The sequence below is a fragment of the Nocardioides alkalitolerans DSM 16699 genome (assembly GCF_000426525.1).
GTDB lineage: Bacteria > Actinomycetota > Actinomycetes > Propionibacteriales > Nocardioidaceae > Nocardioides > Nocardioides alkalitolerans.
The window spans coordinates 135,718-157,480 of sequence record NZ_AUFN01000012.1 but is presented as its reverse complement, the minus strand read 5'-3'; the positions used below and the strand labels follow the sequence as shown (position 1 = coordinate 157,480).

Annotated in this window: 20 protein-coding genes and 1 pseudogene; 11 read left to right on the top strand and 10 right to left on the bottom strand. The window is 73.4% G+C overall.

The features are described from left to right. Nucleotides 1-25 precede the first annotated feature (25 nt). Together cobA and cobT are read right to left on the bottom strand one after the other, a co-directional pair. On the bottom strand, nucleotides 26-1,351 hold the full coding sequence (gene cobA / locus K329_RS26105; protein ID WP_084541194.1) for a uroporphyrinogen-III C-methyltransferase: 1,326 nt from the start codon (nucleotides 1,349-1,351) through the stop codon (nucleotides 26-28). Beyond that, the gene (gene cobT / locus K329_RS0110555) at nucleotides 1,351-2,418 is read right to left on the bottom strand and encodes a nicotinate-nucleotide--dimethylbenzimidazole phosphoribosyltransferase (RefSeq protein WP_028473010.1); all 1,068 of its coding nucleotides are present in this window, start codon (nucleotides 2,416-2,418) and stop codon (nucleotides 1,351-1,353) included. The genes cobA and cobT overlap by 1 nt, the downstream gene beginning before the upstream one ends. 50 nt (nucleotides 2,419-2,468) lie before the next feature. On the opposite strand from cobT, the gene K329_RS0110550 reads away from it, so the two are divergent. After that, nucleotides 2,469-2,990, top strand: coding sequence for a YbhB/YbcL family Raf kinase inhibitor-like protein (locus K329_RS0110550; RefSeq protein ID WP_028473009.1), 522 nt, complete (start codon nucleotides 2,469-2,471; stop codon nucleotides 2,988-2,990). Here K329_RS0110550 and K329_RS26100 read toward each other — a convergent pair. Then, nucleotides 2,944-3,885 (bottom strand): helix-turn-helix domain-containing protein, encoded by a 942-nt coding sequence (locus tag K329_RS26100; RefSeq protein ID WP_211225826.1) that lies wholly within the window; start codon nucleotides 3,883-3,885, stop codon nucleotides 2,944-2,946. The two genes, K329_RS0110550 and K329_RS26100, sit on opposite strands and share 47 nt — an antisense overlap. Before the next feature lie 73 nt (nucleotides 3,886-3,958). Here K329_RS26100 and K329_RS26095 point away from each other — a divergent pair, with 73 nt between their 5' ends. Then, nucleotides 3,959-4,489 (top strand): VOC family protein, encoded by a 531-nt coding sequence (locus tag K329_RS26095; protein ID WP_052336788.1) that lies wholly within the window; start codon nucleotides 3,959-3,961, stop codon nucleotides 4,487-4,489. Here K329_RS26095 and K329_RS0110535 read toward each other — a convergent pair. The 3 genes from K329_RS0110535 to K329_RS26090 form a co-directional block, all read right to left on the bottom strand. Next, nucleotides 4,458-5,102 carry a CE1759 family FMN reductase gene (locus K329_RS0110535; protein WP_043642998.1) on the bottom strand — a complete coding sequence of 215 codons (645 nt, stop codon included), beginning with the start codon at nucleotides 5,100-5,102 and terminating at the stop codon, nucleotides 4,458-4,460. The two genes, K329_RS26095 and K329_RS0110535, sit on opposite strands and share 32 nt — an antisense overlap. Beyond that, the gene (locus tag K329_RS0110530) at nucleotides 5,099-6,235 is read right to left on the bottom strand and encodes an LLM class flavin-dependent oxidoreductase (RefSeq protein ID WP_028473007.1); all 1,137 of its coding nucleotides are present in this window, start codon (nucleotides 6,233-6,235) and stop codon (nucleotides 5,099-5,101) included. Before K329_RS0110530 ends, K329_RS0110535 begins: the two co-directional genes overlap by 4 nt. A gap of 93 nt (nucleotides 6,236-6,328) precedes the next feature. Beyond that, nucleotides 6,329-7,441: a PP2C family protein-serine/threonine phosphatase gene (locus tag K329_RS26090; RefSeq protein ID WP_052336720.1), complete on the bottom strand. Its 1,113-nt coding sequence runs from the start codon at nucleotides 7,439-7,441 to the stop codon at nucleotides 6,329-6,331. Between the two features lie 136 nt (nucleotides 7,442-7,577). Between K329_RS26090 and K329_RS0110520 the strand changes: the two genes are divergently transcribed. From K329_RS0110520 to K329_RS0110510, 3 genes are read left to right on the top strand one after another with little or no spacing between them, the layout of a single operon-like run. Then, nucleotides 7,578-9,092, top strand: coding sequence for a catalase (locus K329_RS0110520; RefSeq protein WP_028473006.1), 1,515 nt, complete (start codon nucleotides 7,578-7,580; stop codon nucleotides 9,090-9,092). A gap of 46 nt (nucleotides 9,093-9,138) precedes the next feature. Continuing rightward, nucleotides 9,139-10,158: an alpha/beta hydrolase gene (locus K329_RS26085; RefSeq protein ID WP_245596520.1), complete on the top strand. Its 1,020-nt coding sequence runs from the start codon at nucleotides 9,139-9,141 to the stop codon at nucleotides 10,156-10,158. A gap of 56 nt (nucleotides 10,159-10,214) precedes the next feature. After that, nucleotides 10,215-10,757 (top strand): RDD family protein, encoded by a 543-nt coding sequence (locus K329_RS0110510; RefSeq protein ID WP_245596533.1) that lies wholly within the window; start codon nucleotides 10,215-10,217, stop codon nucleotides 10,755-10,757. Between the two features lie 76 nt (nucleotides 10,758-10,833). On the opposite strand, the gene K329_RS0110505 is transcribed toward K329_RS0110510, so the two are convergent. Together K329_RS0110505 and K329_RS0110500 are read right to left on the bottom strand one after the other, a co-directional pair. Then, the gene (locus tag K329_RS0110505) at nucleotides 10,834-11,601 is read right to left on the bottom strand and encodes a sulfite exporter TauE/SafE family protein (RefSeq protein ID WP_028473004.1); all 768 of its coding nucleotides are present in this window, start codon (nucleotides 11,599-11,601) and stop codon (nucleotides 10,834-10,836) included. 1 nt (nucleotide 11,602) lies between these two features. After that, a complete protein-coding gene (locus tag K329_RS0110500) occupies nucleotides 11,603-12,400 on the bottom strand; it encodes an ABC transporter ATP-binding protein (protein ID WP_028473003.1) in 798 nt (265 codons plus the stop codon). Between the two features lie 84 nt (nucleotides 12,401-12,484). On the opposite strand from K329_RS0110500, the gene K329_RS0110495 reads away from it, so the two are divergent. The 4 genes and pseudogenes from K329_RS0110495 to K329_RS0110480 all read left to right on the top strand — a co-directional run bounded on the left by K329_RS0110495 (nucleotide 12,485) and on the right by K329_RS0110480 (nucleotide 16,424). Further along, nucleotides 12,485-13,210, top strand: a complete 726-nt coding sequence (locus K329_RS0110495; protein WP_028473002.1) for a serine/threonine-protein kinase — start codon at nucleotides 12,485-12,487, stop codon at nucleotides 13,208-13,210. Between the two features lie 80 nt (nucleotides 13,211-13,290). Continuing rightward, nucleotides 13,291-14,547 carry a phosphoserine phosphatase SerB gene (gene serB / locus K329_RS0110490; RefSeq protein ID WP_084541191.1) on the top strand — a complete coding sequence of 419 codons (1,257 nt, stop codon included), beginning with the start codon at nucleotides 13,291-13,293 and terminating at the stop codon, nucleotides 14,545-14,547. A 391-nt stretch (nucleotides 14,548-14,938) separates the two neighbouring features. Further along, nucleotides 14,939-15,682: pseudogene (locus K329_RS32085) on the top strand (DUF222 domain-containing protein); the annotation flags it as partial. A gap of 163 nt (nucleotides 15,683-15,845) precedes the next feature. Then, nucleotides 15,846-16,424 (top strand): HNH endonuclease signature motif containing protein, encoded by a 579-nt coding sequence (locus tag K329_RS0110480; protein WP_157571675.1) that lies wholly within the window; start codon nucleotides 15,846-15,848, stop codon nucleotides 16,422-16,424. A gap of 145 nt (nucleotides 16,425-16,569) precedes the next feature. Here the strand turns inward: K329_RS0110480 and K329_RS29510 are convergent, their stop codons facing one another. Together K329_RS29510 and K329_RS0110470 are read right to left on the bottom strand one after the other, a co-directional pair. Beyond that, on the bottom strand, nucleotides 16,570-17,151 hold the full coding sequence (locus K329_RS29510; protein ID WP_052336715.1) for a TlpA family protein disulfide reductase: 582 nt from the start codon (nucleotides 17,149-17,151) through the stop codon (nucleotides 16,570-16,572). Between the two features lie 37 nt (nucleotides 17,152-17,188). Continuing rightward, nucleotides 17,189-17,728 (bottom strand): SixA phosphatase family protein, encoded by a 540-nt coding sequence (locus K329_RS0110470; protein ID WP_245596519.1) that lies wholly within the window; start codon nucleotides 17,726-17,728, stop codon nucleotides 17,189-17,191. A gap of 35 nt (nucleotides 17,729-17,763) precedes the next feature. On the opposite strand from K329_RS0110470, the gene K329_RS26075 reads away from it, so the two are divergent. Further along, nucleotides 17,764-18,753 (top strand): cyanophycinase, encoded by a 990-nt coding sequence (locus tag K329_RS26075; protein ID WP_052336713.1) that lies wholly within the window; start codon nucleotides 17,764-17,766, stop codon nucleotides 18,751-18,753. A gap of 70 nt (nucleotides 18,754-18,823) precedes the next feature. Next, nucleotides 18,824-21,598, top strand: coding sequence for a cyanophycin synthetase (cphA, locus tag K329_RS0110460; protein ID WP_028472997.1), 2,775 nt, complete (start codon nucleotides 18,824-18,826; stop codon nucleotides 21,596-21,598). Nucleotides 21,599-21,763 lie beyond the last annotated feature (165 nt).

The window sequence follows — 21,763 nt, the reverse complement described above, 5'->3', positions numbered from 1 at the left end:
GGGTCGGGTCCCCGGGGGCCGGTGCTCAGGCGCCCGGGTGGGCGGCCGGGTGGGCGCCCGGGACGACGCCGGGGTAGGCCTCCGGGTGGGCCACCGCCACGACCTCGCCGACCACGATGATCGCCGGCGGCCGGATCGCGCGCGTCTCGATGTCGTCGCCGAGGGTCGCGAGCGTGCTGAGCTCGACCCGCTCGGCCGGCATGGTGCCGTCCGAGACGACCGCGACGGGCGTCGACGCGGGCCGTCCGCCCTCGACGAGCGCCGCAGCGATGGCACCCGCGTTCGCCACCGCCATCAGCAGCACGAGGGTGCCGCGGAGCCGGCCCAGCGCCGACCACTCGACCAGCGAGTCGGGGTGCTCGGGCGGGAGGTGGCCGGAGATGACCGTGAACTCGTGGGCGACACCGCGGTGCGTGACGGGGATGCCGGCCATGCCCGGCACGGAGATGGAGGAGGAGAGTCCGGGGACGATCGTCACGGGCACGCCCGCGGCCTCGCAGGCCTGGATCTCCTCGTAGCCGCGGCCGAAGACGAAGTTGTCGCCGCCCTTGAAGCGCACGACGCGCTTGCCCTCGAGGGCCCGGTCGACGAGCACCTGGTTGATGGCCTCCTGCGTCGCGGCACGGCCGCGGGGCAGCTTGGCCACGTCGAGCAGCTCGACGTGCGGGGCCAGCTCGTCGAGCAGCTCGCGCGGGGCCAGCCGGTCGGCGACCACCACGTCGGCCGAGGCGAGGGCCTGGCGCGCGGCGACGGTGACGAGCGAGGGGTCGCCGGGGCCACCGCCGACGAGGACGACGCCCGGGGTGCGGTCGGCCGTCGACTCGGCGGCGATCCGCCCGTCGACGAGCGCGGCGACGATCTCGTCGCGCACGGCGGCGGAGCGCCGCGGCTCCCGGTTGCTCAGCACGGCCACGGTGACGCCGGCGTGGCGCCCGACGGCGGGCGTCCAGGCGGAGGCCTCGCGGGCGTCGTCGGCGCGCACGCAGAAGATGCGGCGCTCCTCGGCGGCCTCGACCACCGCGTGGTTGACCTCGGCGTCGGCCGTGGCGGCGAGGGCGTACCAGGCCTCGTCGAGGTCGGTGGCCGTGAAGCGGCCCTCGCGCCAGGTGATCTCGGCGAGCATCCCCTCGAGCGCGGGCGTCAGCACCGGGGAGACGACGTGCACGACGGCGCCGCAGGCCAGCAGGGCCGGCACGCGGCGCTGGGCGACGTGCCCGCCGCCGACGACGACGACCTTGCGGCCGCGCAGCCGCAGCCCGACCGGGTACGGCGGGTGCACGTCACCGGGTGCGGGCGGCGTCGCGGCCGAGAGGGCCGTCTCGTCCGGGCGCGGGGCATGGGGCTCGGTCATCAGGAGTCCTTCCGGGCGACGCCGGCGGCGTCGAAGGTGGCCATCTCGTCGAGCACGAGCGCAGCGCTGCGCACGAGGGGGAACGCGAGGGCAGCCCCGCTGCCCTCCCCCAAACGGAGGTCGAGGTCGACCAGGGCGCGGAGCCCCAGGTGCTCGAGCGCGACGGCGTGGCCGCGCTCGGCGGACCGGTGGCCGGCCAGGCAGTAGGCCGTCACGCCCGGGGAGAGGGCCTGCGCCACGAGCGCGGCCGACCCGGCGATGAAGCCGTCGAGCAGCACCGGCACACCCGCGGCCGCGCCGCCGAGCACGAAGCCGGCGAGCGCGGCGTGCTCGAGGCCGCCCACCTCGGCGAGCACGTCGAGCGGGTCCAGCGCCCCGTCGAGCGGGGTGGCGAGGCGGCCGACCGCGCCGGCGACGACCTCGGTCTTGAGGGCGAGCGTGGCGTCGTCGACGCCGGTGCCCCGGCCCGTCACGTCGGCCGGCGCCGCGCCGGTGAGGGCGGCGACCAGGCAGGCGGCGGGCGTGGTGTTGCCGATGCCCATGTCGCCGGTGAGCAGGAGGTCGTGGCCGCGGGCGACCAGCTCGGTGGCCACGGCGATGCCGACCTCGACCGCGCGGACGGCCTCGTCGCGCGTCAGCGCCGGGCCCACCCGCAGGTCGGCGGTCGCGCGCCGCACGTTGCGGTCCCACACCACCGCGTCGGCCTCGACGGGGGCGGCGACGCCCACGTCGACCACGACGACCTCGGCCCCGCAGGAACGGGCGAGCACGTTGACCGCCGCTCCCCCGCCCCGGAAGTTCTCCACCATCCCGAGGGTGACCTCGGCCGGCCACGGGGAGACACCCTGGGCGAGCACGCCGTGGTCGCCCGCGAAGACGACGACCACGGGTCGGGACGGCACCGGCGGCGGGCAGGTGCCGGCGATGCCGGCGAGCTGCACCGAGACGTCCTCGAGCACGCCCAGCGACCCGGCGGGCTTGGTCAGCTGCGCCTGGCGGGCGCGTGCCTCGGCCTGGGCGGAGGCGTCGGGCGGGGAGATCCGGGCGAGGGTGTCGACGAGGTGCACCCGCGCATTCTCCCCGATGCCGGGCTGGCCCCATGTCCTAGGTTCGTGGCATGAACCTCGACCGCCCCGTCACCCCGGACCCGTACACCCTGCTGCCGGCCCTCCCGGCCTTCACCGTCACCAGCGACGACGTCACCGACGGCGCCCCGCTGAAGGACGACCAGGTGGCCGCCCACGGCAACACCTCGCCCCAGCTGTCGTGGAGCGGTGCGCCGGAGGGCACGCAGTCCTACGTCGTCACCTGCTTCGACCCCGACGCCCCGACCCCGAGCGGCTTCTGGCACTGGGTGCTCGTCGACCTGCCCGCGAACGTCACCTCGCTCGACCTCGGTGCCGCCGCCCAGCCCCTCCCCGGAGGCGCCTTCCACGTGCGCAACGACGGTGGCGAGCAGGGCTTCATGGGCGCGGCTCCCCCGGAGGGCGACCAGGTGCACCGCTACTTCTTCGCCGTGCACGCCGTCGGCGCCGAGACCCTCGGCGTCACCTCCGACGTCTCGCCGGCCGTGGTGTCCTTCAACCTCGCGTTCAAGGCCGTCGGTCGGGCCGTCCTGCACGGGACCTACCAGCACTGAGCCGGGTCGCGGTCCCCGCGGCGTACGTCGCGGGGCTGCGCCCGACCAGCGCGGTGAAGTCGCGCGTGAAGTGGGCCTGGTCGTACCAGCCGAGGCGCGCGGCGAGGTCGCCGAGCCCGCCGGGGCCGACCTCGCCGGCGTCGATCGCGGTGATCGCGTCGTGGAGCCGGTAGCGCTGCACCAGCCACTTGGGGCCGACGCCGACGTACCGGCGGAAGAGCCGCTGCAGGGTGCGCACCGAGAGCCCGGCGCGCTCGGCCACCTGCTCGACCCCGACGACACCGGGGTCCGCCAGCATCCACCGCACCAGCGCCAGGACCTCCTCGTAGCGAGGGTCGGGGGCGGGTGCGTGTGCGAGCAGGTGGGCGTCGACCAGGGCGGCCCGGCGGTCGTCGTCGCCCTCCGCGAGCACCCGGTCCCGCAGCCCGGCGGCGTCCGGGAGCACCGGCTCCTCGGAGGGGTCGACCGCCGACACCGAACGGCCGGTCCAGGACGCGACGTCGCGGCCGGTGAACGCCCCGAAGCCGCCCGGCCGGAACTTGACGCCGAAGACCCGGCCCCACCCCTGCAGGTCCAGCACGAAGCCGCCGGTCACGACCCCCTGGAGCACGGCCGCCGGCATCGGGTGGCCGTGGCGGGGGTGCGAGCCGTCCTCGACGGTCAGGTTGACGGCCGGGTGGGCGACGATCTCGCTGCGGTACGACGTACCGGCGGGCAGGTCCCAGGCGACGGCCCAGTAGTTCTCCACCCAGTCCGCGAGCCGGGGGTCGACGGGCGGTCGGGCCAGGCGCACGTGGCGGTCGTGGTCGGTCGGGTCCAGGATGCCGGCGTACGTCGCGGTGGCGGGCCGCGGCAGCTCGGGGGGCAGCAGCCGCAGGGACGGCCGGCCGGTCACGGGGTCACCCGCCCTGCCGGGGCTGTCGCGTTCGTCCAAGACCGCATGGCGGCAGCGTAGGAGCGTGGACGACATGACGACACCCGCACCGGTCTGCCCCGTGCCCGCCGGCTACACCAGCCTGACGCCGTTCCTCTGCTGCCGCCCGGCCTCCCGGGCCGTCGACTTCTACGTCGAGGTGCTCGGCGCCGAGGTCGTGAGCCGTAACGACCTGCCGGACGGCACGGTGGCCCACTGCGAGCTGCAGCTGGCGTCCGGGCGCCTCCAGCTCTCCGACCCGGCACCCGACCACCACGTCGTCGCGCCGACGGGCGACGAGGACGTCTCCCGGTCGACGGTGGCCTACGTGGACGACGTCGACGCCGTGTACGCCGCTGCGGTCGCCGCCGGCGCGCGGGGCTACGGCGAGCCGTCGACGTTCGTCACCGGCGACCGCTACGCGGCGTTCCTCGACCCGTTCGGCCACCGCTGGGCCGTCATGACCCGCGTGGAGGAGGTCGACCCCGCCGAGGCCGCGCGTCGCGTGGACGCGTGGCTGCAGGACGGGCTGCAGGACGGGCTGGAGGAGGCGGTCAGCGACGGAGCAGCTGGTCGAACGGGATGACCTCGCCGAACTCCTCGTCGGGGGCGGGCAGGGCCGCCGTACGACGGGGAGCAGCGGGCGCCCCCGCCGCCAGGGCCGCCAGCTCGCCCGCGGCGCGCCGTACGCGACCGGGCAGGCCGTCCTCGCCGGGCTGCCCACCGGCGCCGAAGTCGTCGGTGGCCGCGAACACCGCGGTCGGCACCGTGACGGCACGGAGGTAGGAGAACAGCGGACGCAGGGCGTGCTCGAGCACCAGCGAGTGGCGTGCGGTGCCCGCCGTGGCGGCGAGGAGCACCGGGGTGCCCTCGAGCAGGTTCGGCTCCAGGACGTCGAAGAACGTCTTGAACAGCCCGGAGTACGACGCGCTGAACACCGGCGTGACCACGACGAGGGCGTCGGCCGCGCCGACCGCGGCGACGGCGTCGGCCAGGGCCCCCGAGGCGAACCCCGTGAGCAGGTGGTCGGCCAGGGCGTGGGCGTGCTCACGCAGCTCGACGACGGTCAGCTCGACGCCGGCCCCGCGCTCCGCCAGGGCGGAGGTCGTGGCGTCGGCGAGCTGGTCGGCCAGCAGCCGCGTCGACGAGGGCTGCGAGAGCCCCGCCGACACGACCACGAGCCGCAGCGGGCGGGTCACGCGATCTCCTCCGCCCGGTGACCGGTCACGTCGTCGACCGCGTGGACGGTGCCGTCGTGGGCGCCGCCCGCCGCCGCCACGAGCGAGCCGTGGGTGGGCGCGTCGGGCACGTGGGCCGGTCGTCCCTCGGCCATGCCGGCCCGGAGGTCGGGCAGGATCTCGCCGAGCAGGTCGAGCTGCTCCAGCACCGTCTTGAGCGGCAGGCCCGCGTGGTCGACGAGGAACAGCTGGCGCTGGTAGTGGCCGACGTAGTCGCGGAACCCGAGCGTGCGCTCGAGCACCTGCTGCGGCGAGCCCACGGTCAGCGGGGTCTGCGACGTGAAGTCCTCCATCGACGGGCCGTGGCCGTAGACCGGGGCGTTGTCGAAGTAGGGCCGGAACTCGTTCACCGCGTCCTGGCTGTTGCGCCGCATGAAGAACTGACCGCCGAGGCCGACGATCGCCTGGTCGGCGCTGCCGTGGCCGTAGTGCTCGAAGCGGCGGCGGTACAGCGCCACCATCTGCCGCGTGTGGGAGGCGGGCCAGAAGATGTGGTTGTGGAAGAAGCCGTCGCCGTAGTAGGCCGCCTGCTCCGCGATCTCGGGGCTGCGGATCGAGCCGTGCCACACGAACGGCGGCACGCCGTCGAGGGGGCGCGGCGTCGACGTGTAGCCCTGCAGCGGGGTGCGGTAGCTGCCCGACCAGTTGACGACGTCCTCGCGCCAGAGCCGGTGGAGCAGCGCGTAGTTCTCGACCGCGAGCTCGATGCCCTTGCGGATGTCCTTGCCGAACCACGGGTAGACGGGGCCGGTGTTGCCGCGGCCCATCATCAGGTCGACGCGGCCGTCGGTGAGGTGCTGGATCTTCGCGTAGTCCTCGGCGATGAGCACGGGGTCCGTCGTCGTGATGAGCGTCGTGGCCGTCGAGAGCACGATCTTCTCGGTCTTCGCGCCGATGTAGGCGAGGGTCGCGGTCGGGTTCGACGACACGAACGGCGGGTTGTGGTGCTCGCCGGTCGCGAAGACGTCGAGGCCCACCTCCTCGGCCTTCCGGGCGATCGCGACCGTGGCCTTGATCCGCTCGTGCTCCGTGGGCGTCCGCCCCGTCGTGGGGTCGGGCGTGACGTCGCCGACGCTGAAGATCCCGATCTGCATAGCCGCTCACCTCTCAGGTAGTTGAAAGCGAAACTATCATGCCCAACCGTCGTCAGGGGTGAGTTGTTCCCGTGCCCCCCTAACCGCTGCCGCTCAGGCGCTCCGGCTCACGACCAGCACCGCCCGGTCGTCGTCGCCGCGTGTGACCTGGCGCAGGAGCCGCGCCGGCAGCCCGCCGAAGCCGCCGCCGAGCGCGGGGTCCACCTCACGGTCGGCGGTCCGGCGCAGCCAGTCCAGGCCGACGTCGATGTCGGCGTCGCGGGACTCGATGACGCCGTCGGTGTAGAAGAGGAGGCCCTCGCCGGGTGCCAGCACCCCGGCGGTGGTCACGAGCTCGGGCCGGTGGGCGATGCCGAGCGCGGTGCCGCGGGCGTGGTCGACCTGCCACCCGCCGGCGGCCGCGTCGTACCGCAGTGCGGGCGGGTGCCCGGCGCTGACGATGCCGTAGGCGCCGGTCGTGAGGTCGACCGTGACGTGCACGGCCGTCGCGAAGGTCTCGTCGTCGCCGGTGCGGAGCAGGAAGTCGTTGGCGGCCGACATCAGGGCAGTCGGGGGCAGTGCGCCCAGCAGGCCGCCGAGGGCGCCCGCGAACTGCAGCGCCTGCGTGCCGGCGCCGACGCCCTTGCCGCACACGTCGACGAGGATCATCTCGAGGTGGCGCTGGTCGTCGGAGAGCTCGGCGACGAGGAAGTCACCGGCGTAGTCGATGCCGTACGCCGCGATCATCGCCGACTCCGCAGTCCACCCGGCTGGCAGCGGCGGCACCGTGCCCTGCGACTGCAGCCGGTCGCGCAGGTCGACCAGCACCGCCTCGCTCACCAGACCGGGCAGGCCGCTGCGCTGGCGGCTCGACTGGAGCAGGATCAGGGCCACGGAGACGGCCAGGGCGACCAGCGCCGACACCTGGGCGGGGGTGGTCGGGCCGTTGACCAGGATCGCGACGACCCCGGCGCCCGACGCCGCGGCGGAGAGGACGACCAGGGGTCGGAACCGCAGCACCAGCATCCCGAGGAGCAGCCACACGAAGTACGTCGTGAGCGGCATCGTCTCGTAGTCGTAGAGGGAGATCGCGAAGCAGACCGCCACGCAGCCGAGCAGCACGCCGAGGGCGAACCGCTGGCCGCTGCGGCTGCCCGTGCGCCACCGTCCGACGCGATCGCCGAGGTAGGCGTTCACGGCGGCGCCGAGGTGGGGTCGCGGGCTCACCGCGGCAGCGTACGGCGGGCGCGTCGCCGCTCCCACCCCCGCGGGTGACAGAGGGTCGCCTTTCTTGATCTGGTCAAGACAGCGTGTTTCAGTCGAGGGGTTCGCACGCCCGCCGTACCGATCGGAGACGACGCACATGACTGACCCGCACCCCCACGGTGGCTCGACCACCGTCACCGGCGCCCCGGCCGACTCCGACCGCAACTCCCTGAGCGTGGGCCCCGACGGCCCGCTCCTGCTGCACGACCACCACTTCATCGACCAGATGGCCCACTTCAACCGTGAGCGCGTGCCCGAGCGCAACGTGCACGCGAAGGGGTCGGGCGCGTTCGGCGAGCTCGTCGTCACCGAGGACGTGTCGGCCTACACCAAGGCCGCGCTGTTCCAGCCCGGCGTGCGCACCGAGATGCTCGCGCGGTTCTCCACCGTCGCGGGCGAGCAGGGCTCCCCCGACACGTGGCGCGACCCCCGCGGCTTCTCGCTGAAGTTCTACACGACCGAGGGCAACTACGACCTCGTCGGCAACAACACCCCGGTCTTCTTCGTGCGCGACACGATGAAGTTCCCCCACTTCATCCGCAGCCAGAAGCGCCGCGGCGGTCCGGGCCTGCGCGACAACGACATGCAGTGGGACTTCTGGACCCACAACCCCGAGTCGGCCCACCAGGTGACCTGGCTGATGGGCGACCGCGGGCTGCCGCGCTCCTACCGGCACATGAACGGCTACGGCTCCCACACCTACATGTGGATCAACGCCGCCGGCGAGAAGTTCTGGATCAAGTACCACTTCAAGACCGACCAGGGCGTGAAGTCGCTGACCCAGGAGGCGGGCGACCGCATCGCGGGCGAGGACAGCGACTTCCACCGGCGCGACCTCTGGGACTCCATCGACCGGGGCGACCACCCGTCGTGGACCCTGCACGTGCAGGTGATGCCGTACGAGGACGCGAAGACCTACCGGTTCAACCCCTTCGACCTCACGAAGGTGTGGCCGCACGCGGACTACCCGCTGATCAAGGTCGGCACGATGACCCTCAACCGCAACCCGGAGAACTTCTTCGCGCAGATCGAGCAGGCGTCGTTCGAGCCGAGCGCCGTCGTGCCGGGCATCGGCTTCAGCCCCGACAAGATGCTTCTGGGCCGGGTCTTCGCGTACGCCGACACGCACCGCTACCGGATCGGCCCGAACTACCACCAGCTGCCGGTCAACCGGCCCAAGAACGTGGAGAACCCCAACACCTACACGTTCGACGGCCCGATGGCCTACGACCACCGCGGCGACGAGCCCGTGTACGCCCCGAACTCCTACGGTCGCGGCTACAGCGACCTCACGGGCGGCGTCGAGGACTCGTGGGAGACCGACGGCGAGATGGTGCGCCAGGCCTACACGCTGCGTCCGGAGGACGACGACTTCGGTCAGGCCCGCACCCTCGTCAACGACGTCTGGGACGACGACCAGCGCGACCGGTTCGTCGCCAACGTCTCGGGCCACATCCTCGGCGGCGTGAAGGAGCAGACGCTCCCCCGCGTCTTCGAGTACTGGAAGAACGTCGACGCCGAGATCGGCAAGCGGATCGAGGAGACGGTGCTGGCCGGGGCGGCCGAGCCGCCGGCCCCGCACCCGACCGAGCCCGACGGCGTCCTGGGCTGACGCTCCCGGGCCGGCACGGGCGGGCGACGGTGGCAGGATGAGGCGTGTGAGCACGACCGCCTCCTCCTCCCCGTCGCCCGTGCCCGTCCCGGCCGCGGAGCCGGTCGAGGATCCGGTGCTCGGGGCGCCGTACACCGCCCAGACCCTCGTGCTCGAGCCCGACGACGAGGGCGAGGTCGTCACGACCCTCGTGCACCGGCCCGCCGACGGTCCCGACGGCGCCGTGAACGGTGCGGTCCTCCACGTGCACGGCTTCTGCGACTACTTCTTCCACGACGAGTTCGCCGCGTGGTGGACCGCCCGCGGCTACGACTTCTACGCGGTCGACCTCCGCAAGTACGGCCGCTCCCTGCGCGAGCACCAGACACCGGCCTACGTCACCGACCTCCGCACGTACGACGAGGAGCTCGACGCCGCCTGGCAGCTGATCACCGGGCGCGACGCCCACACGCGGGTCGTGCTGTCGGGCCACAGCACCGGCGGGCTGCTCGTCCCGCTCTGGGCCCACGACCGTCGCCCGGACGCGCTCGCCTCGATCGTGCTCAACGCCCCCTGGTTCGACCTGCGCGGGCCGCTGCTGATGCGCACCGTCGGCACCTTCGTGATCGACCGTGTCGGCGCGGTCCTCCCCCGCCGGGTCATCCCCCGCACCGTCAGCGGTCTCTACGGCCGCAGCCTGCACCGCGACCACGAGGGCGAGTACGACTTCGACCTCCGCTGGAAGCCACTGGAGTCGCTGCCCGTCCACACGGGCTGGCTGCGCGCCGTACGGCGGGCCCACGCCGCCCTGCACCGAGGCCTCGCCGTGGGGGTGCCGGTGCTCGTGCTCAGCTCGGACCGCACCACCGCGCCCCGCGAGATGGGCGAGGACGTGCACACGAGCGACGTGGTGCTGGACGTGGCCCAGATCCGCCGGTGGGCGCCGTACGTCGGCGCGCGCCACCTCACCCTCGTCACCGTGCCGCGCGCCCGGCACGACGTCGTGCTGTCGCGCCCCGAGGTCCGCGAGGTCGTGTACGACGAGCTGGCGCGCTGGGAAAGCGCTTACCGCACCGCGAGCCGCTAGGTTGGCTCCTACTTCGCCGCCGTCCGGCGGCCCGACGCAGGAGTCGCCTCGTGAGCATGCCCCCGCCCCCCGGTCACGGGTACCAGCCCGCCGGATCGTACGGAACCCCCCAGCCCCGGCCCGCCGAGCTGTTCGAGCGGTTCGTCGCGCGGTTCATCGACGGGCTGCTCGTGGGCCTCGTCAGCGCCATCGTCTTCAGCGGGATCGTCGCCGGGATCTTCATCAACTCCGGCACGAGCGGCGCCGTCGAGTTCATCGTCCGCGCGATCCTGACGGTGCTCGGCCTCGCGGTCTCGCTCGCGTACTACGCCTACTTCGAGACCACGACCGGCCAGACGCTCGGCAAGATGGTCATGAAGCTCAAGGTCGTCGGCCCGAGCGGCCAGAAGGTCACGCTCGACCAGTCGCTGCGGCGCAACGCGTTCTACGCGCTCAGCCTGCTGGCGATCGTCCCGCTGCCCGGGTTCAGCTTCCTCGCCAACCTGGCGGTGCTCGCCGCCTGGGTCTTCATCGCCGTCACCATCAACAACGACAAGCCGCTCCACCAGGGCTGGCACGACAAGTTCGCGCAGGAGACCTACGTGATGAAGCTCGGCTGACGCCGGCCTCCTCGCACCGGACGCGGTGTCGCCGGCCCCTCGGGGTCGGCGGCGCCGCGTTCGTCGTACCGGGCCCTCAGCCCAGCAGGAAGGCCACGAGGGCGGCCAGGCCGACCACGACGATGAAGCCGCGCAGCACGTTGTCGGGCAGGCGCCGTCCGTACGCCGCGCCCAGCTGGGCACCGATGATGGCGCCCACGCCGATGAGCCCGACGACGAGCCAGTCGACGTCGACGAAGATCGCGAAGAGGACGCCGGCGATGCCGTTGACGAGGGCGACGAGCAGGTTCTTCACGGCGTTGAGCCGCTGGAGGGTCTCGTCGAGCCCGATGCCGAGGAAGGCCATCAGGATGATGCCCTGGGCGGCGCCGAAGTAGCCGCCGTACACCCCGGTGAGCGTGACGACCGGCCACATCCACCACGGGCCGTGCTCGCGCAGGGTGCCGCCCTTCGCCTCGCGACGACGGGCGACGCCCTTCGAGATGCGGGGCCCGGTGACGACGAGCACGAGGCCGAGCACGATGAGCACCGGCACGATCGCGGCGAACGCGTCGTCGGGCAGCACGAACAGCAGCACGGCCCCGATGGCACCACCGATCGCCGAGGCGCTGGCGAAGCGCAGGAGGCGCGCCCCCTGGCCCTTCAGCTCACGCCGGTAGCCCCAGGCCCCGGAGAGCGACCCGGGCACGAGGCCGATGGTGTTCGAGGCGTTCGCGACGATCGGAGGCACACCGAAGGCGATCAGCGTCGGGAACGTGATGAGCGTGCCCGACCCGACGATCGTGTTGATGGCACCGGCAGCGCCCCCGGCGAGCAGGATCGCCAGGATCTCGAGCGCGCCCACGTCAGCGGCGGCGGCCGGGACGGCGACGAGCGGCCCAGCGGCCGTCGTCGAGCGTGACGGAGAGCGGCGTGCCGAAGGTCGCCGAGAGGGTCGCGTCGGTGAGCGTCTCCTCGAGGGGGCCCGCCGCGACGATGGCGCCCTGCTTCAGCAGCAGCGCGTGGGTGAAGCCCGGCGGGATCTCCTCCACGTGGTGGGAGACCAGCACCGTGGCCGGCGACTCGGGGGCGTACGCCAGGGTCGAGAGCGTGCCCACCAAATCCTCGCGGCCGCCGAGGTCGAGGCCGGCGCCGGGCTCGTCGAGCAGGAGCAGCTCGGGGTCCGTCATCAGCGCACGCACGATCTGCACCCGCTTGCGCTCGCCCTCGCTGAGGGTCCCGAAGAGCCGGTCGGCGAAGCGCTCGACGCCGAACTCGCGCAGGAGCGACTCGGCCCGGTCGTGGTCGAGCGCGTCGTACTGCTCCCGCCAGCGGCCGAGCACGCCGTACGCCGCGGAGACCACGAGGTCGCGCACCTTCTCGTCGCGGGGGATCCGGTCGGCGACGGCGGCGCTGGCCACGCCGATGCGGGGCCGCAGCTCGAACACGTCGACGGTGCCGAGCAGCTCGCCGAGGAGGGCGACGATGCCCGACGTGGGGAACATCTGGGCGGCGGCGACCTGCAGGAGCGTCGTCTTGCCGGCGCCGTTGGGGCCGAGCAGCACCCAGCGCTCGCCCTCGCGGACGACCCACGTCACCTCGTCCAGCAGGGTCGCGTCGCCGCGTCGGACCGTCACGTCGGCGAGCTCGAGCACAGCGGTCATGGCGAGCACCCTACCGACCCGCCCGCCCCGGCCGACGGCCGCCCGACAGCAGCCGCGGCGGGCTCCCGCCGTACCCTCGCGTCCGTGAGTGAAGCACCCGTCTCCGCCCTCGTGGCCTGGTGGGGAACCGCCTGGCTGCGCGGTCACGCCTCCGCCGACGACCTCCTCGACGCGTTCGCCGCGACCGGCTTCCGCCACGTCGTGGCCGCTCCGGGCGACCCGTCGTCCGACCTGCTGCTGGCGCTCGCCGACCTCAGGCGCGCCGGCGCGACCGGGGTCGGCGCGGCCTTCCCGGTGCCGGGCGACCTCGTCGGCCTCGGCGGACCCGCCGCCTTCAACGCCGCCGCGCTGGACGGTGGCGAGGCCGTCGTGGCGGCCGAGGCCGGTGTCGGCTGGACCCCGGTGCAGGTGGGGGCGGCCGTCGAGTGGACCGTGCACCCCGCCCAGCGACGCCAGTTGCCCGACGTCGGCGAGGCGGACCGGGCGCTGCGCACCACGCTGCTCAGCGCCGCGCAACGGCTCGCCGACCTCGACGTGGCGCGCTGGCAGCCCGACGTCGCGGACGCCCTCATGAACCTCCGGCACCCCGTCGCGCCCGACGTGCCGCCCGGCGTCCCGCCCCGTTGCGTCGACCTCGCGACGCGCGCGCTGCAGGCCATCGGCATCGCCGGGCTGGCCGTCGCCACCGACGGCGGGGCCGTCACCGCCGCCGAGATCGACGCCCGCCGGGCCGCCCTCGTGCCGCTCGACCGGGCCGGTCGCCACGCCCTCACCGCCGCCTGCTCCCCCGAGGTGTGGCCGCCCTCCTGAGCGCCTGCCCGGGTGGGGCGCGCGACGGGGCGTGGGCACGATCGTGGGTCCCGGTGCGTACGGCGATAGCCTCGCCCCCGATGACCGAGCACGCCATGCCCAGCCCCCTCCCGGAACCGTCCACCGCGGACGTCCCCTCGGAGACCCTCCTCGTGACGCTGACCGGCAAGGACCGGCCCGGAGTCACCAGCACCGTGCTGGCGACGCTGGCCCGGGGCGGCGTCGACGTGCTCGACGTGGAGCAGATCGTGCTCCGACGACGGCTCGTGCTCGGTCTGCTCGTCACGGCGCCGCGCGACGTCCCCCGCATGCACGAGGCGCTGAACCAGGCCGCGGGCGACCTGGGCATGCAGGTCGAGATCTCCCAGGGCACCGGTGACAACCGCTCCCGCGGCGAGGGACGCGTCCACGTCTCCGTCATCGGGGCGCCGCTCACCGCCGAGGCGCTCGGCGCGATCACGGGCCGCATCGCCGACTCGGGCGCCAACATCGACCGCATCGAGCGCATGGCCCGCTACCCCGTGACCGCCATCGACCTCCACGTCTCGGGCTCGGCCCCGGAGCGCCTGCGGGTGGCGCTCGCGGCCGAGGCCGCCCGGCAGGGCGTGGACGTCGCGGTTCAGCCCGCCAACCTCCTGCGCCGCGGCATGCGCCTCATCGTGATGGATGTCGACTCGACGCTCATCCAGGGCGAGGTCATCGAGATGATCGCCGCCCACGCCGGCTGCGAGGCCGAGGTCGCCGCCGTCACCGAGGCGGCCATGCGCGGCGAGATCGACTTCGAGGAGTCCCTGCGCCAGCGCGTCGCCCAGCTCGAGGGCGTCGAGGTGGCCGCCCTCGACAGCGTGTACGAGAACATCCGCCTGGCCCCGGGCGCCCGCACGATGGTGCGCACCCTCAAGCGCCTCGGCTACCGGTTCGCGATCGTCTCCGGCGGGTTCACCCAGATCACCGACCGCCTCGCCGCCGACCTCGGCATCGACTTCGCCCGCGCCAACGAGCTCGAGATCGCCGACGGCCGCCTCACGGGGCGCATCGTCGGTCCCGTCGTCGACCGCGCGGGCAAGGCCGACGCGCTCCGGCAGTTCGCCGACGAGGTCGGCATCCCGGTCGAGGCCGTCATCGCCATCGGCGACGGTGCCAACGACCTGGACATGCTGAGCGCCGCCGGTCTGGGCATCGCCTTCAACGCGAAGCCCGCCGTCCGCGCAGCCGCCAAGGTCGCGGTGAACGTGCCCTACCTCGACACGATCATCTACCTGCTCGGCATCTCCCGCGAGGAGGTCGAGGCCGCCGACGCCGCGCACGGCTTCGTCACGCCGTCGCCGCTCGTCTGACGGCGAGTGCCGGGCGGTGGTCGAGGAGCGAGCGGCGTGCGGGGGTTGAGGAGCGAGCGCCGTGCTGTAGTTGAGGAGCGAGCGCGGGCCGTCTCGGTGGTTGAGGAGCGAGCGCCAGCGAGCGTCTCGAAACCACGGGCCTCGCGGTGGTGGAGGAGCGAGCGCGGGCCGCCTCGGTGGTCGAGGAGCGAGCGCCAGCGAGCGTCTGGAAACCACCTGCCTCGCGGTGGTTGAGGAGCGAGCGCCAGGCGGTGGTTGAGGAGGGCCGCCAGGCCCGCCTCGAAACCACGCGCCCCAGTCGATCCAGGGCCGTCTGACCTGGTCAAACAGTTATCCCCAGAAGACCAGCGGGGACCTAGCGTTCGAACGCGTGATCGAATAGAATCAGGGCATGAGCCAGCCCGTTCCCACCCTCGGAGACACCGTCTCGAGCGCCGCCTCTCCGGCCGTGCTGCTCGACGGTGCGCGGGCGGCGCTGGCGCGTCAGCGGGCGGCGGAGGTCGAGGTCCTCGTCGCGGTCGCCGACTGGGCGGACGCGCACACCGAGGACGGTGTGGTGGCCGACCAGCACGGACCGTTCGGGCTCCTGCGTTCCGACGCGCACCTCCTGCCGGGTGCGGACGTGTTCGGCGAGCTCGGTGGTCCGGGCGTTCCGTTGGTGTCGGAGTTCTGCGTGGCCGAGATCGCGGCCGCCCTCGGTCTGTCGACCGACTCGGGTCGCCGGCTGGTCGGTGAGGCGGTCGAGCTGCGCCACCGCCTCCCGCGGCTCTGGAACCGGGTGACCGCTGGCGTGCTGCCGGTGTGGCGGGCGCGGAAGATCGCGCAGGAGACGACCCAGCTCACGGTCGAGGGCGCGGACTTCGTCGACCGTCACCTCGCACCCGTGGCGCACAAGACCGGCCTGGTGACCGCGCAGAAGCTGGTCGCGGAGGCGGTCGCCCGGTTCGATCCCGAGAAGGCCGAGCTCGACCGCGCCGACTCCGACGCCACCCGCCGGTTCGACATCGACCTGCAGGGCCAGATCGACCCCGCCCGCGGCGTGGTGCCGGTGTCGGGCACCCTCGACCTGGCCGACGCCCTCGACCTCGAGAACGCCGTGTCCCGGGTCGCCGCTGACCTCGCGCTCGCGGGGTCGCTGGACTCCGTCGACGCACGACGGGCGTCCGCAATGGGTGAGATCGCGCGGCGCCAGACGACGCTCGATCTCAGCGGGTGCGGCGCTGTCGACACGAACGACGCCAGCGACAGCGCAGGCGGGGTGGGGGGGGGCGGGCGGGGCAGACAGCACAGCACCGACGGTGACCCGTTCGATGGCCCGCCAGGTCGTGCTCCACGTTCACCTCGCCGAGGCCGCGCTCACCGACCTGGACCCGAACGCCTGCGGCGGGGTCGACCTCGCCCGTGTCGAGAAGACCCGGAGCTTCGTGCTCGCCGAGCAGGTCCGCGAGTGGTGCCGCGCCACGTCGACCCAGGTGGTGGTGAAGCCGGTGATCGACCTGCGCGACCAGGTCGCGGTCGACGCCTACGAGATCCCGGACCGGATCGCCGAACGCGTCCGCCTCACCCGACCGACCTGCGTCTTCCCGCACTGCACTCGACCGGCACGTGGCTGCGACCTCGACCACGGCGACGAGTACGTCCCGCCCGACCCGAACCATCCATGCGACGGCGGGCCACCGGGCCAGACCTCGACGATGAACCTCGCCCCGCTCTGCCGCCGACATCACCGGGTCAAGACCCACCCCTCGCTGAGCGGCACGGGACCCGAGAGACGGTGGCGCTACCGGCGCCTGCCCGACGGATCCTTCGTCTGGACCAGCCCCCACGACCAGCAGTACCTCGTCGACCCGCACGGCACGGTCCCGCTCTCTGCCTGACCGCGCCGCCTGACCCACCGCGTCGTACCCGCCTGACCGCACACCTCACCGACACCACCGTCGCTGGGGTGTGCCGTCACGCCCGGAGCTCCACCGAGCAGGCGCGCCACTCGGTCTCACCTGTCGTCGTGGCCGGCCCCTGCGGTCAGACCGTCGTGAGGCGCTCTCGGACCTCGTCCTCGATCTCGTCCGCCGAGTCGAAGGGGCCGACGTGCACCCACGTGATCACACCGTCCTCGACCAGGAGCGTCGCCGGCAGGTACGCGACCGAGACGTCCCCCTGGAGGGCGTCGACAATCCATCCGCCCTCGTCGAGGTAGTTGGCGAACCTGACGTGCTGGGTCTCGAGGAGCTCGGTCGCGAAGCGTTCCCGCGTGTCTCGCGACACGCCGACCACGCCGATGCCGAGGTCGCGGTCAGCGAGGGCCTGGAGGGCGGGCAGCTCGTCCCGGCACGGCGCGCACGTCGACGCCCAGACGTTCACCAGCGTCGCGGGCGAGTCGGCGACGGCATCGGGGAGCGCCGCCTGCCCGACGTCCGCCGATCCGAGGACGGGCAGTGCGGGGAGGTCAGCGAGCGCCTCATCCGGGAACGTGCTCCCGACCTGCAGCCATCCCGTCGCTGGATCGGTGCGCAGTTCGTCGGCGTCCGACGACCCACTGCTGACCTCGGTGCCGGGCAGGACGCGCTCGTGGCCCAGCAGGGCGACTGCGCTCGCAGCGACCACCAGTACCGCTAGCAGCCACCGCCGGCGACGGACACCCTCACCCACGCGGCACGTGGAAGTCGACGAGCCGCGTGGTGGCCCACCCGACCTCGGCCCAGGTCGTGGGCACGTCGAGCACGGTGAGGGCGCCGGTCGGGTGGCCCTGGGCCATCCGGAGGGCCGCGTCCTCGTCGCCCAGCCCGTCGTGCAGCAGGTGCGAGATCGACGCCACCGTCGGGTTGTGCGCGACGACGACCAGCGTGCGCACGTCGTCCGGCACCTCGCGCACCAGGTCGAGGGCCGAGTCCGGGCCCGCGGCGTAGAGGGCCTCGACGTGCTCGACCCGGGGGCCGCCGTCGGTGTCCCACCCGGCCGCGGCGGCGAGGTCGGCCCACGTACGGCGCGTGCGGGTCGCGTCGGAGACCAGGGCGAGGTCCGGGACGATGCCCTGATCGACCAGCCAGCGGCCCGCCGCGGCGGCGGCGTCACGGCCGTCGGGCGCGAGGTCGCGCTCGTGGTCGGAGGGTGCGGTCGGGACGGCCTTCGCGTGGCGCATCACCACGAGGCGGCGTGCGGCGGGTCGTGCGTCTGGGCTCACGGTGCTCCAATCTTCCACCGGCTAGCCTGCCTGTCATGGCAAGCGGAAAGTTGATGGTCATCGGCGGCGCCGAGGACAAGCTGGGCAGGCGCACCATCCTCGGCGAGTTCGTGCGGGCGGCCGGTGGCCCCGACGCCCGGATCGCCGTCGTCGCGACGGCCTCGTCCCTCGGACCCGAGATCGTCGAGGTGTACGACGCGCTCTTCCGCAAGCTGGGAGCCGCCTCGGTCGTCTCGACGCGGCCGGAGTCCCGGGACGAGGCCCACGACCCGGCGCTGGTGGCGCAGCTGGAGGAGGCGACCGGCATCTTCATGACCGGGGGCAACCAGCTCAAGCTCTCGGGGGTCGTCTCCGGCACCCCGTTCGGCGACGCCCTCGTCGCCGCCCACGAGCGCGGCGTCGTCGTGGCCGGCACCTCCGCGGGCGCCAGCATCCAGTCCTCCCACATGGTGGCCTTCGGCAGCGGCGGGGCCACCCCCAAGCAGCGCATGACCCAGGTGGCCGCGGGCCTCGGCCTCGTCCGCTCGTCCGTGATCGACCAGCACTTCGACCAGCGCAACCGCTACGGCCGGCTCCTCATGATCGTGGCGCAGTCGCCGCAGCTGCTCGGCATCGGCGTCGACGAGGACACGGCGGCCGTGATCGACCACGAGCCCACCACGGCGCAGGACGGCTCGCCCGGCCCGGTGCGCGAGGTGCTCTCGGTGCTCGGCAAGGGCGCGGTCACGATCATGGACCCCTCCCGCATGACGTCGAACGCCCACGAGGCCCGCCGCTCGGCGCCGCTGCTGGCCAGCGGCGTGCAGCTGCACGTGCTCCCCGCCGGTGCGCGGTTCGACCTCACCACCCGTACGCTGCTGCCCGAGGTGGCGCGGCCCGACCCGGCCGAGGTCGCCGAGATGACGGCGGCCGGCGACGACCTCCGCAAGCTCGCCCGCGACATCGCCGCCGGTGACGCGGGCCCGTCCGTGCTGCGGCGCCGCCAGGCGCGCAAGCGTCGGGTCGGCGAGCCCGTCGACGACTGACCCGCGGCCCCCGCACCACCACGCACGGCACCCCACCCATCCCCCACCCTGACTCGGGAGACGACCACCCATGAGCGAGCGGCCCACGCCGGACCTGACCATCACCGAGACCCGTGTCTACCGCGGGGCGAACGTGTGGTCCTACGACAAGGCGATCCACCTCGTCGTCGACCTGGGTGTGCTCGAGCAGTTCCCGACCAACACGCTGCCGGGCTTCACCGAGAACATCCTCGACCTCCTGCCCGGCCTGCGTGAGCACTCCTGCTCCCGCGGTCGCCGCGGCGGGTTCGTCGAGCGCCTGAACGAGGGCACCTGGCTCGGCCACGTGGCCGAGCACGCGGCCCTGGCGCTGCAGCAGGTCGTCGGTCACGACGTACGGCGCGGCAAGACCCGGCAGGTCAAGGGCAGCGTCGGGGTCTACAACGTCGTGTTCGGCTACATCGACGAGCAGGTCGGCCTGGCGGCCGGCCGGTTGGCCGTGCGGCTCGTGAACCACCTCGTCGAGGCCGATCCCGCCTTCGACTGGGACACCGAGCTCGAGGAGTTCATCCGCCGGGCGCAGCGCACGGCCTTCGGCCCGTCGACGCAGGCGATCCTCGACGAGGCGGTCTCGCGCGACATCCCGTGGATCCGGCTCAACCAGCACTCGCTCGTGCAGCTCGGCCAGGGCGTCCACGCCAAGCGGATCCGCGCCACCATGACGTCGGCGACGTCGGCCATCGCCGTCGACATCGCCTCCGACAAGGACCTCACGACGAGCCTCCTCGGGGCCGCGGGCCTGCCCGTGCCCAAGCAGGACTCCGTGCGCACCGCCGAGCAGGCGGTCCGCGTGGCCTCCCGCATCGGCTACCCGGTCGTCGTCAAGCCGCTCGACGGCAACCACGGGCGCGGGGTGTGCCTCGACCTGCAGGACGCCGACGACGTGACCGAGGCCTTCGCGATCGCCAAGGAGCAGTCGCGCCGGGGCGTCGTCATCGTCGAGTCGTTCGTGGTCGGCAAGGACTACCGCTGCCTCATCATCGACGGCCGCGTGGCCGCCATCGCTGAGCGCGTCCCGGCCTCCGTCACGGGAGACGGCGTCAGCACGGTCGAGCAGCTCGTCGACACCGCGAACGCCGACCCCCGCCGGGGCGTGGGGCACGAGAAGGTGCTGACCCGCATCAAGCTCGACGCCGCGGCCGAGGCGCTGGTGCGGGAGCAGGGCCTCGAGCTGACCGACGTACCGGCCGAAGGGGTCGCCGTGAAGCTCGCGCTGACCGGCAACATGTCGACCGGCGGCATCTCGATCGACCGCACCTTCGAGGCGCACCCCGAGAACGTGGAGATCGCCGAGGAGGCGGCCCGCATGATCGGCCTCGACATCGCCGGCATCGACTTCATCTGCCCCGACATCACCCAGCCCGTGCGCGAGACGGGCGGGGCGATCTGCGAGGTCAACGCCGCCCCGGGCTTCCGGATGCACACCCACCCGACCATCGGCGAGCCGCAGTTCATCGCCAAGCCGGTCGTCGACATGCTGTTCCCGCCGGGTGCGCCCTCGCGGATCCCGATCGTGGCCGTGACCGGCACCAACGGCAAGACGACGACGTCGCGGATGATCTCCCACGTCTTCAAGGGCATGGGTCGCAAGGTCGGCATGACGTCGACCGACGGCGTCGTCATCGACGAGCGCCTGCTCATCCGCGCCGACGCCTCCGGTCCCCGCTCGGCCCGGATGGTGCTGCAGAACCCGCGTGTCGACTTCGCCGTGTTCGAGGTCGCCCGCGGCGGCATCCTGCGCGAGGGCCTCGGCTACGAGCGCAACGACGTCGCCGTGGTGATCAACGTCCAGCCCGACCACCTCGGCCTCCGCGGCATCGACACCGTCGAGCAGCTCGCGGACGTCAAGGCCGTGCTGGTGGAGGCCGTGCCCCGCGACGGCCACGCCGTGCTCAACGCCGACGACCCGCTCGTGCGCGAGATGCGGCGCCGTTGCTCCGGCCAGGTCGTCTGGTTCTCCATGGAGGAGCCCGGCTCCGAGACCCGCGAGATGATCGAGGCCCACTGCCGCCGCGGCGGCAAGGCGCTCGTGCTCGAGCCGAGCGAGCGCGGCGAGATGATCGTCGTGAAGCACGGCCGGCGGGAGATGCAGCTGGCGTGGACGCACCTCCTGCCCGCCACCTTCAACGGCCGGGCCCGCATGAACGTGCAGAACGTGCTCGCCGCCGCTGCCGCCGCGTTCGCCGCCGGCGCGCCGCTCCACGACATCCGCCAGGGCCTGCGCACCTTCTCGACGAGCTACTACCTCTCCCCCGGCCGCCTGAACGAGGTGGACGTCAACGGCGTCAACGTCGTCGTCGACTACTGCCACAACGCGCCCGGCATGAAGATGCTCGGCGACTTCGTCGACCGGGTCGGCGAGTCGCTCGAGTCCGGCCACACGCTGTCGCGCCCGTCGCGGATCGGCATCATCGCCACGGCCGGCGACCGTCGGGACGAGGACATGGTCGAGCTCGGCTACATCGCGGCCCACCACTTCGACGTGGTCATCGTCCGCGAGGACGAGGGCCTGCGCGGCCGCCAGCGCGGCGAGGTGGCCTCCCACGTCGCGGCCGGTGTCCGCAAGGCCATGGACGAGGGTGCGCGCTGCAAGCAGCTCGAGGAGGTGCTCGAGGAGATCGACGCGGTGCGGCACGCCATGAGCCGTGCGAACCGGGGCGACCTGGTCGTCGTCTGCGTCGACCAGCACGGCGCCGTCATGGCCGAGCTCGAGGGCTGGTCCCAGCACGCGCACGCCGGCAGCGGCGTCTCGGCCGACAACCCGACCGCCGACCCCGACCTGCTGCCCCCGAACGCCGACGCCTGAGACCTCTGAGGGGTTCCGCTACCGAGGGTGGGGACGTACCGCTAGGCTGACGACGCTTCCATGGGAGGGAGGCTCACGCCTCCCGGGGCACCATGCCGCAGCGCCGACTGGGAGGGAGGCGCTGCACCAGCATGGTGCCCCGCATCCCGTGGGAGCGCCTTGCTT

What these genes read in the sequence shown, in the direction of transcription:
- cphA (WP_028472997.1), top strand. Translation starts at nt 18,824, where the DNA reads ATGAGCGAGCGGCCCACGCCGGACCTGACCATCACCGAGACCCGTGTC.
- K329_RS0110520 (WP_028473006.1), top strand. Translation starts at nt 7,578, where the DNA reads ATGACTGACCCGCACCCCCACGGTGGCTCGACCACCGTCACCGGCGCC.
- K329_RS26075 (WP_052336713.1), top strand. Translation starts at nt 17,764, where the DNA reads ATGGCAAGCGGAAAGTTGATGGTCATCGGCGGCGCCGAGGACAAGCTG.
- K329_RS0110530 (WP_028473007.1), bottom strand. Translation starts at nt 6,235, where the DNA reads ATGCAGATCGGGATCTTCAGCGTCGGCGACGTCACGCCCGACCCCACG.
- K329_RS26095 (WP_052336788.1), top strand. Translation starts at nt 3,959, where the DNA reads ATGACGACACCCGCACCGGTCTGCCCCGTGCCCGCCGGCTACACCAGC.
- serB (WP_084541191.1), top strand. Translation starts at nt 13,291, where the DNA reads ATGACCGAGCACGCCATGCCCAGCCCCCTCCCGGAACCGTCCACCGCG.
- K329_RS0110550 (WP_028473009.1), top strand. Translation starts at nt 2,469, where the DNA reads ATGAACCTCGACCGCCCCGTCACCCCGGACCCGTACACCCTGCTGCCG.
- K329_RS0110510 (WP_245596533.1), top strand. Translation starts at nt 10,215, where the DNA reads ATGCCCCCGCCCCCCGGTCACGGGTACCAGCCCGCCGGATCGTACGGA.
- K329_RS0110500 (WP_028473003.1), bottom strand. Translation starts at nt 12,400, where the DNA reads ATGACCGCTGTGCTCGAGCTCGCCGACGTGACGGTCCGACGCGGCGAC.
- cobA (WP_084541194.1), bottom strand. Translation starts at nt 1,351, where the DNA reads ATGACCGAGCCCCATGCCCCGCGCCCGGACGAGACGGCCCTCTCGGCC.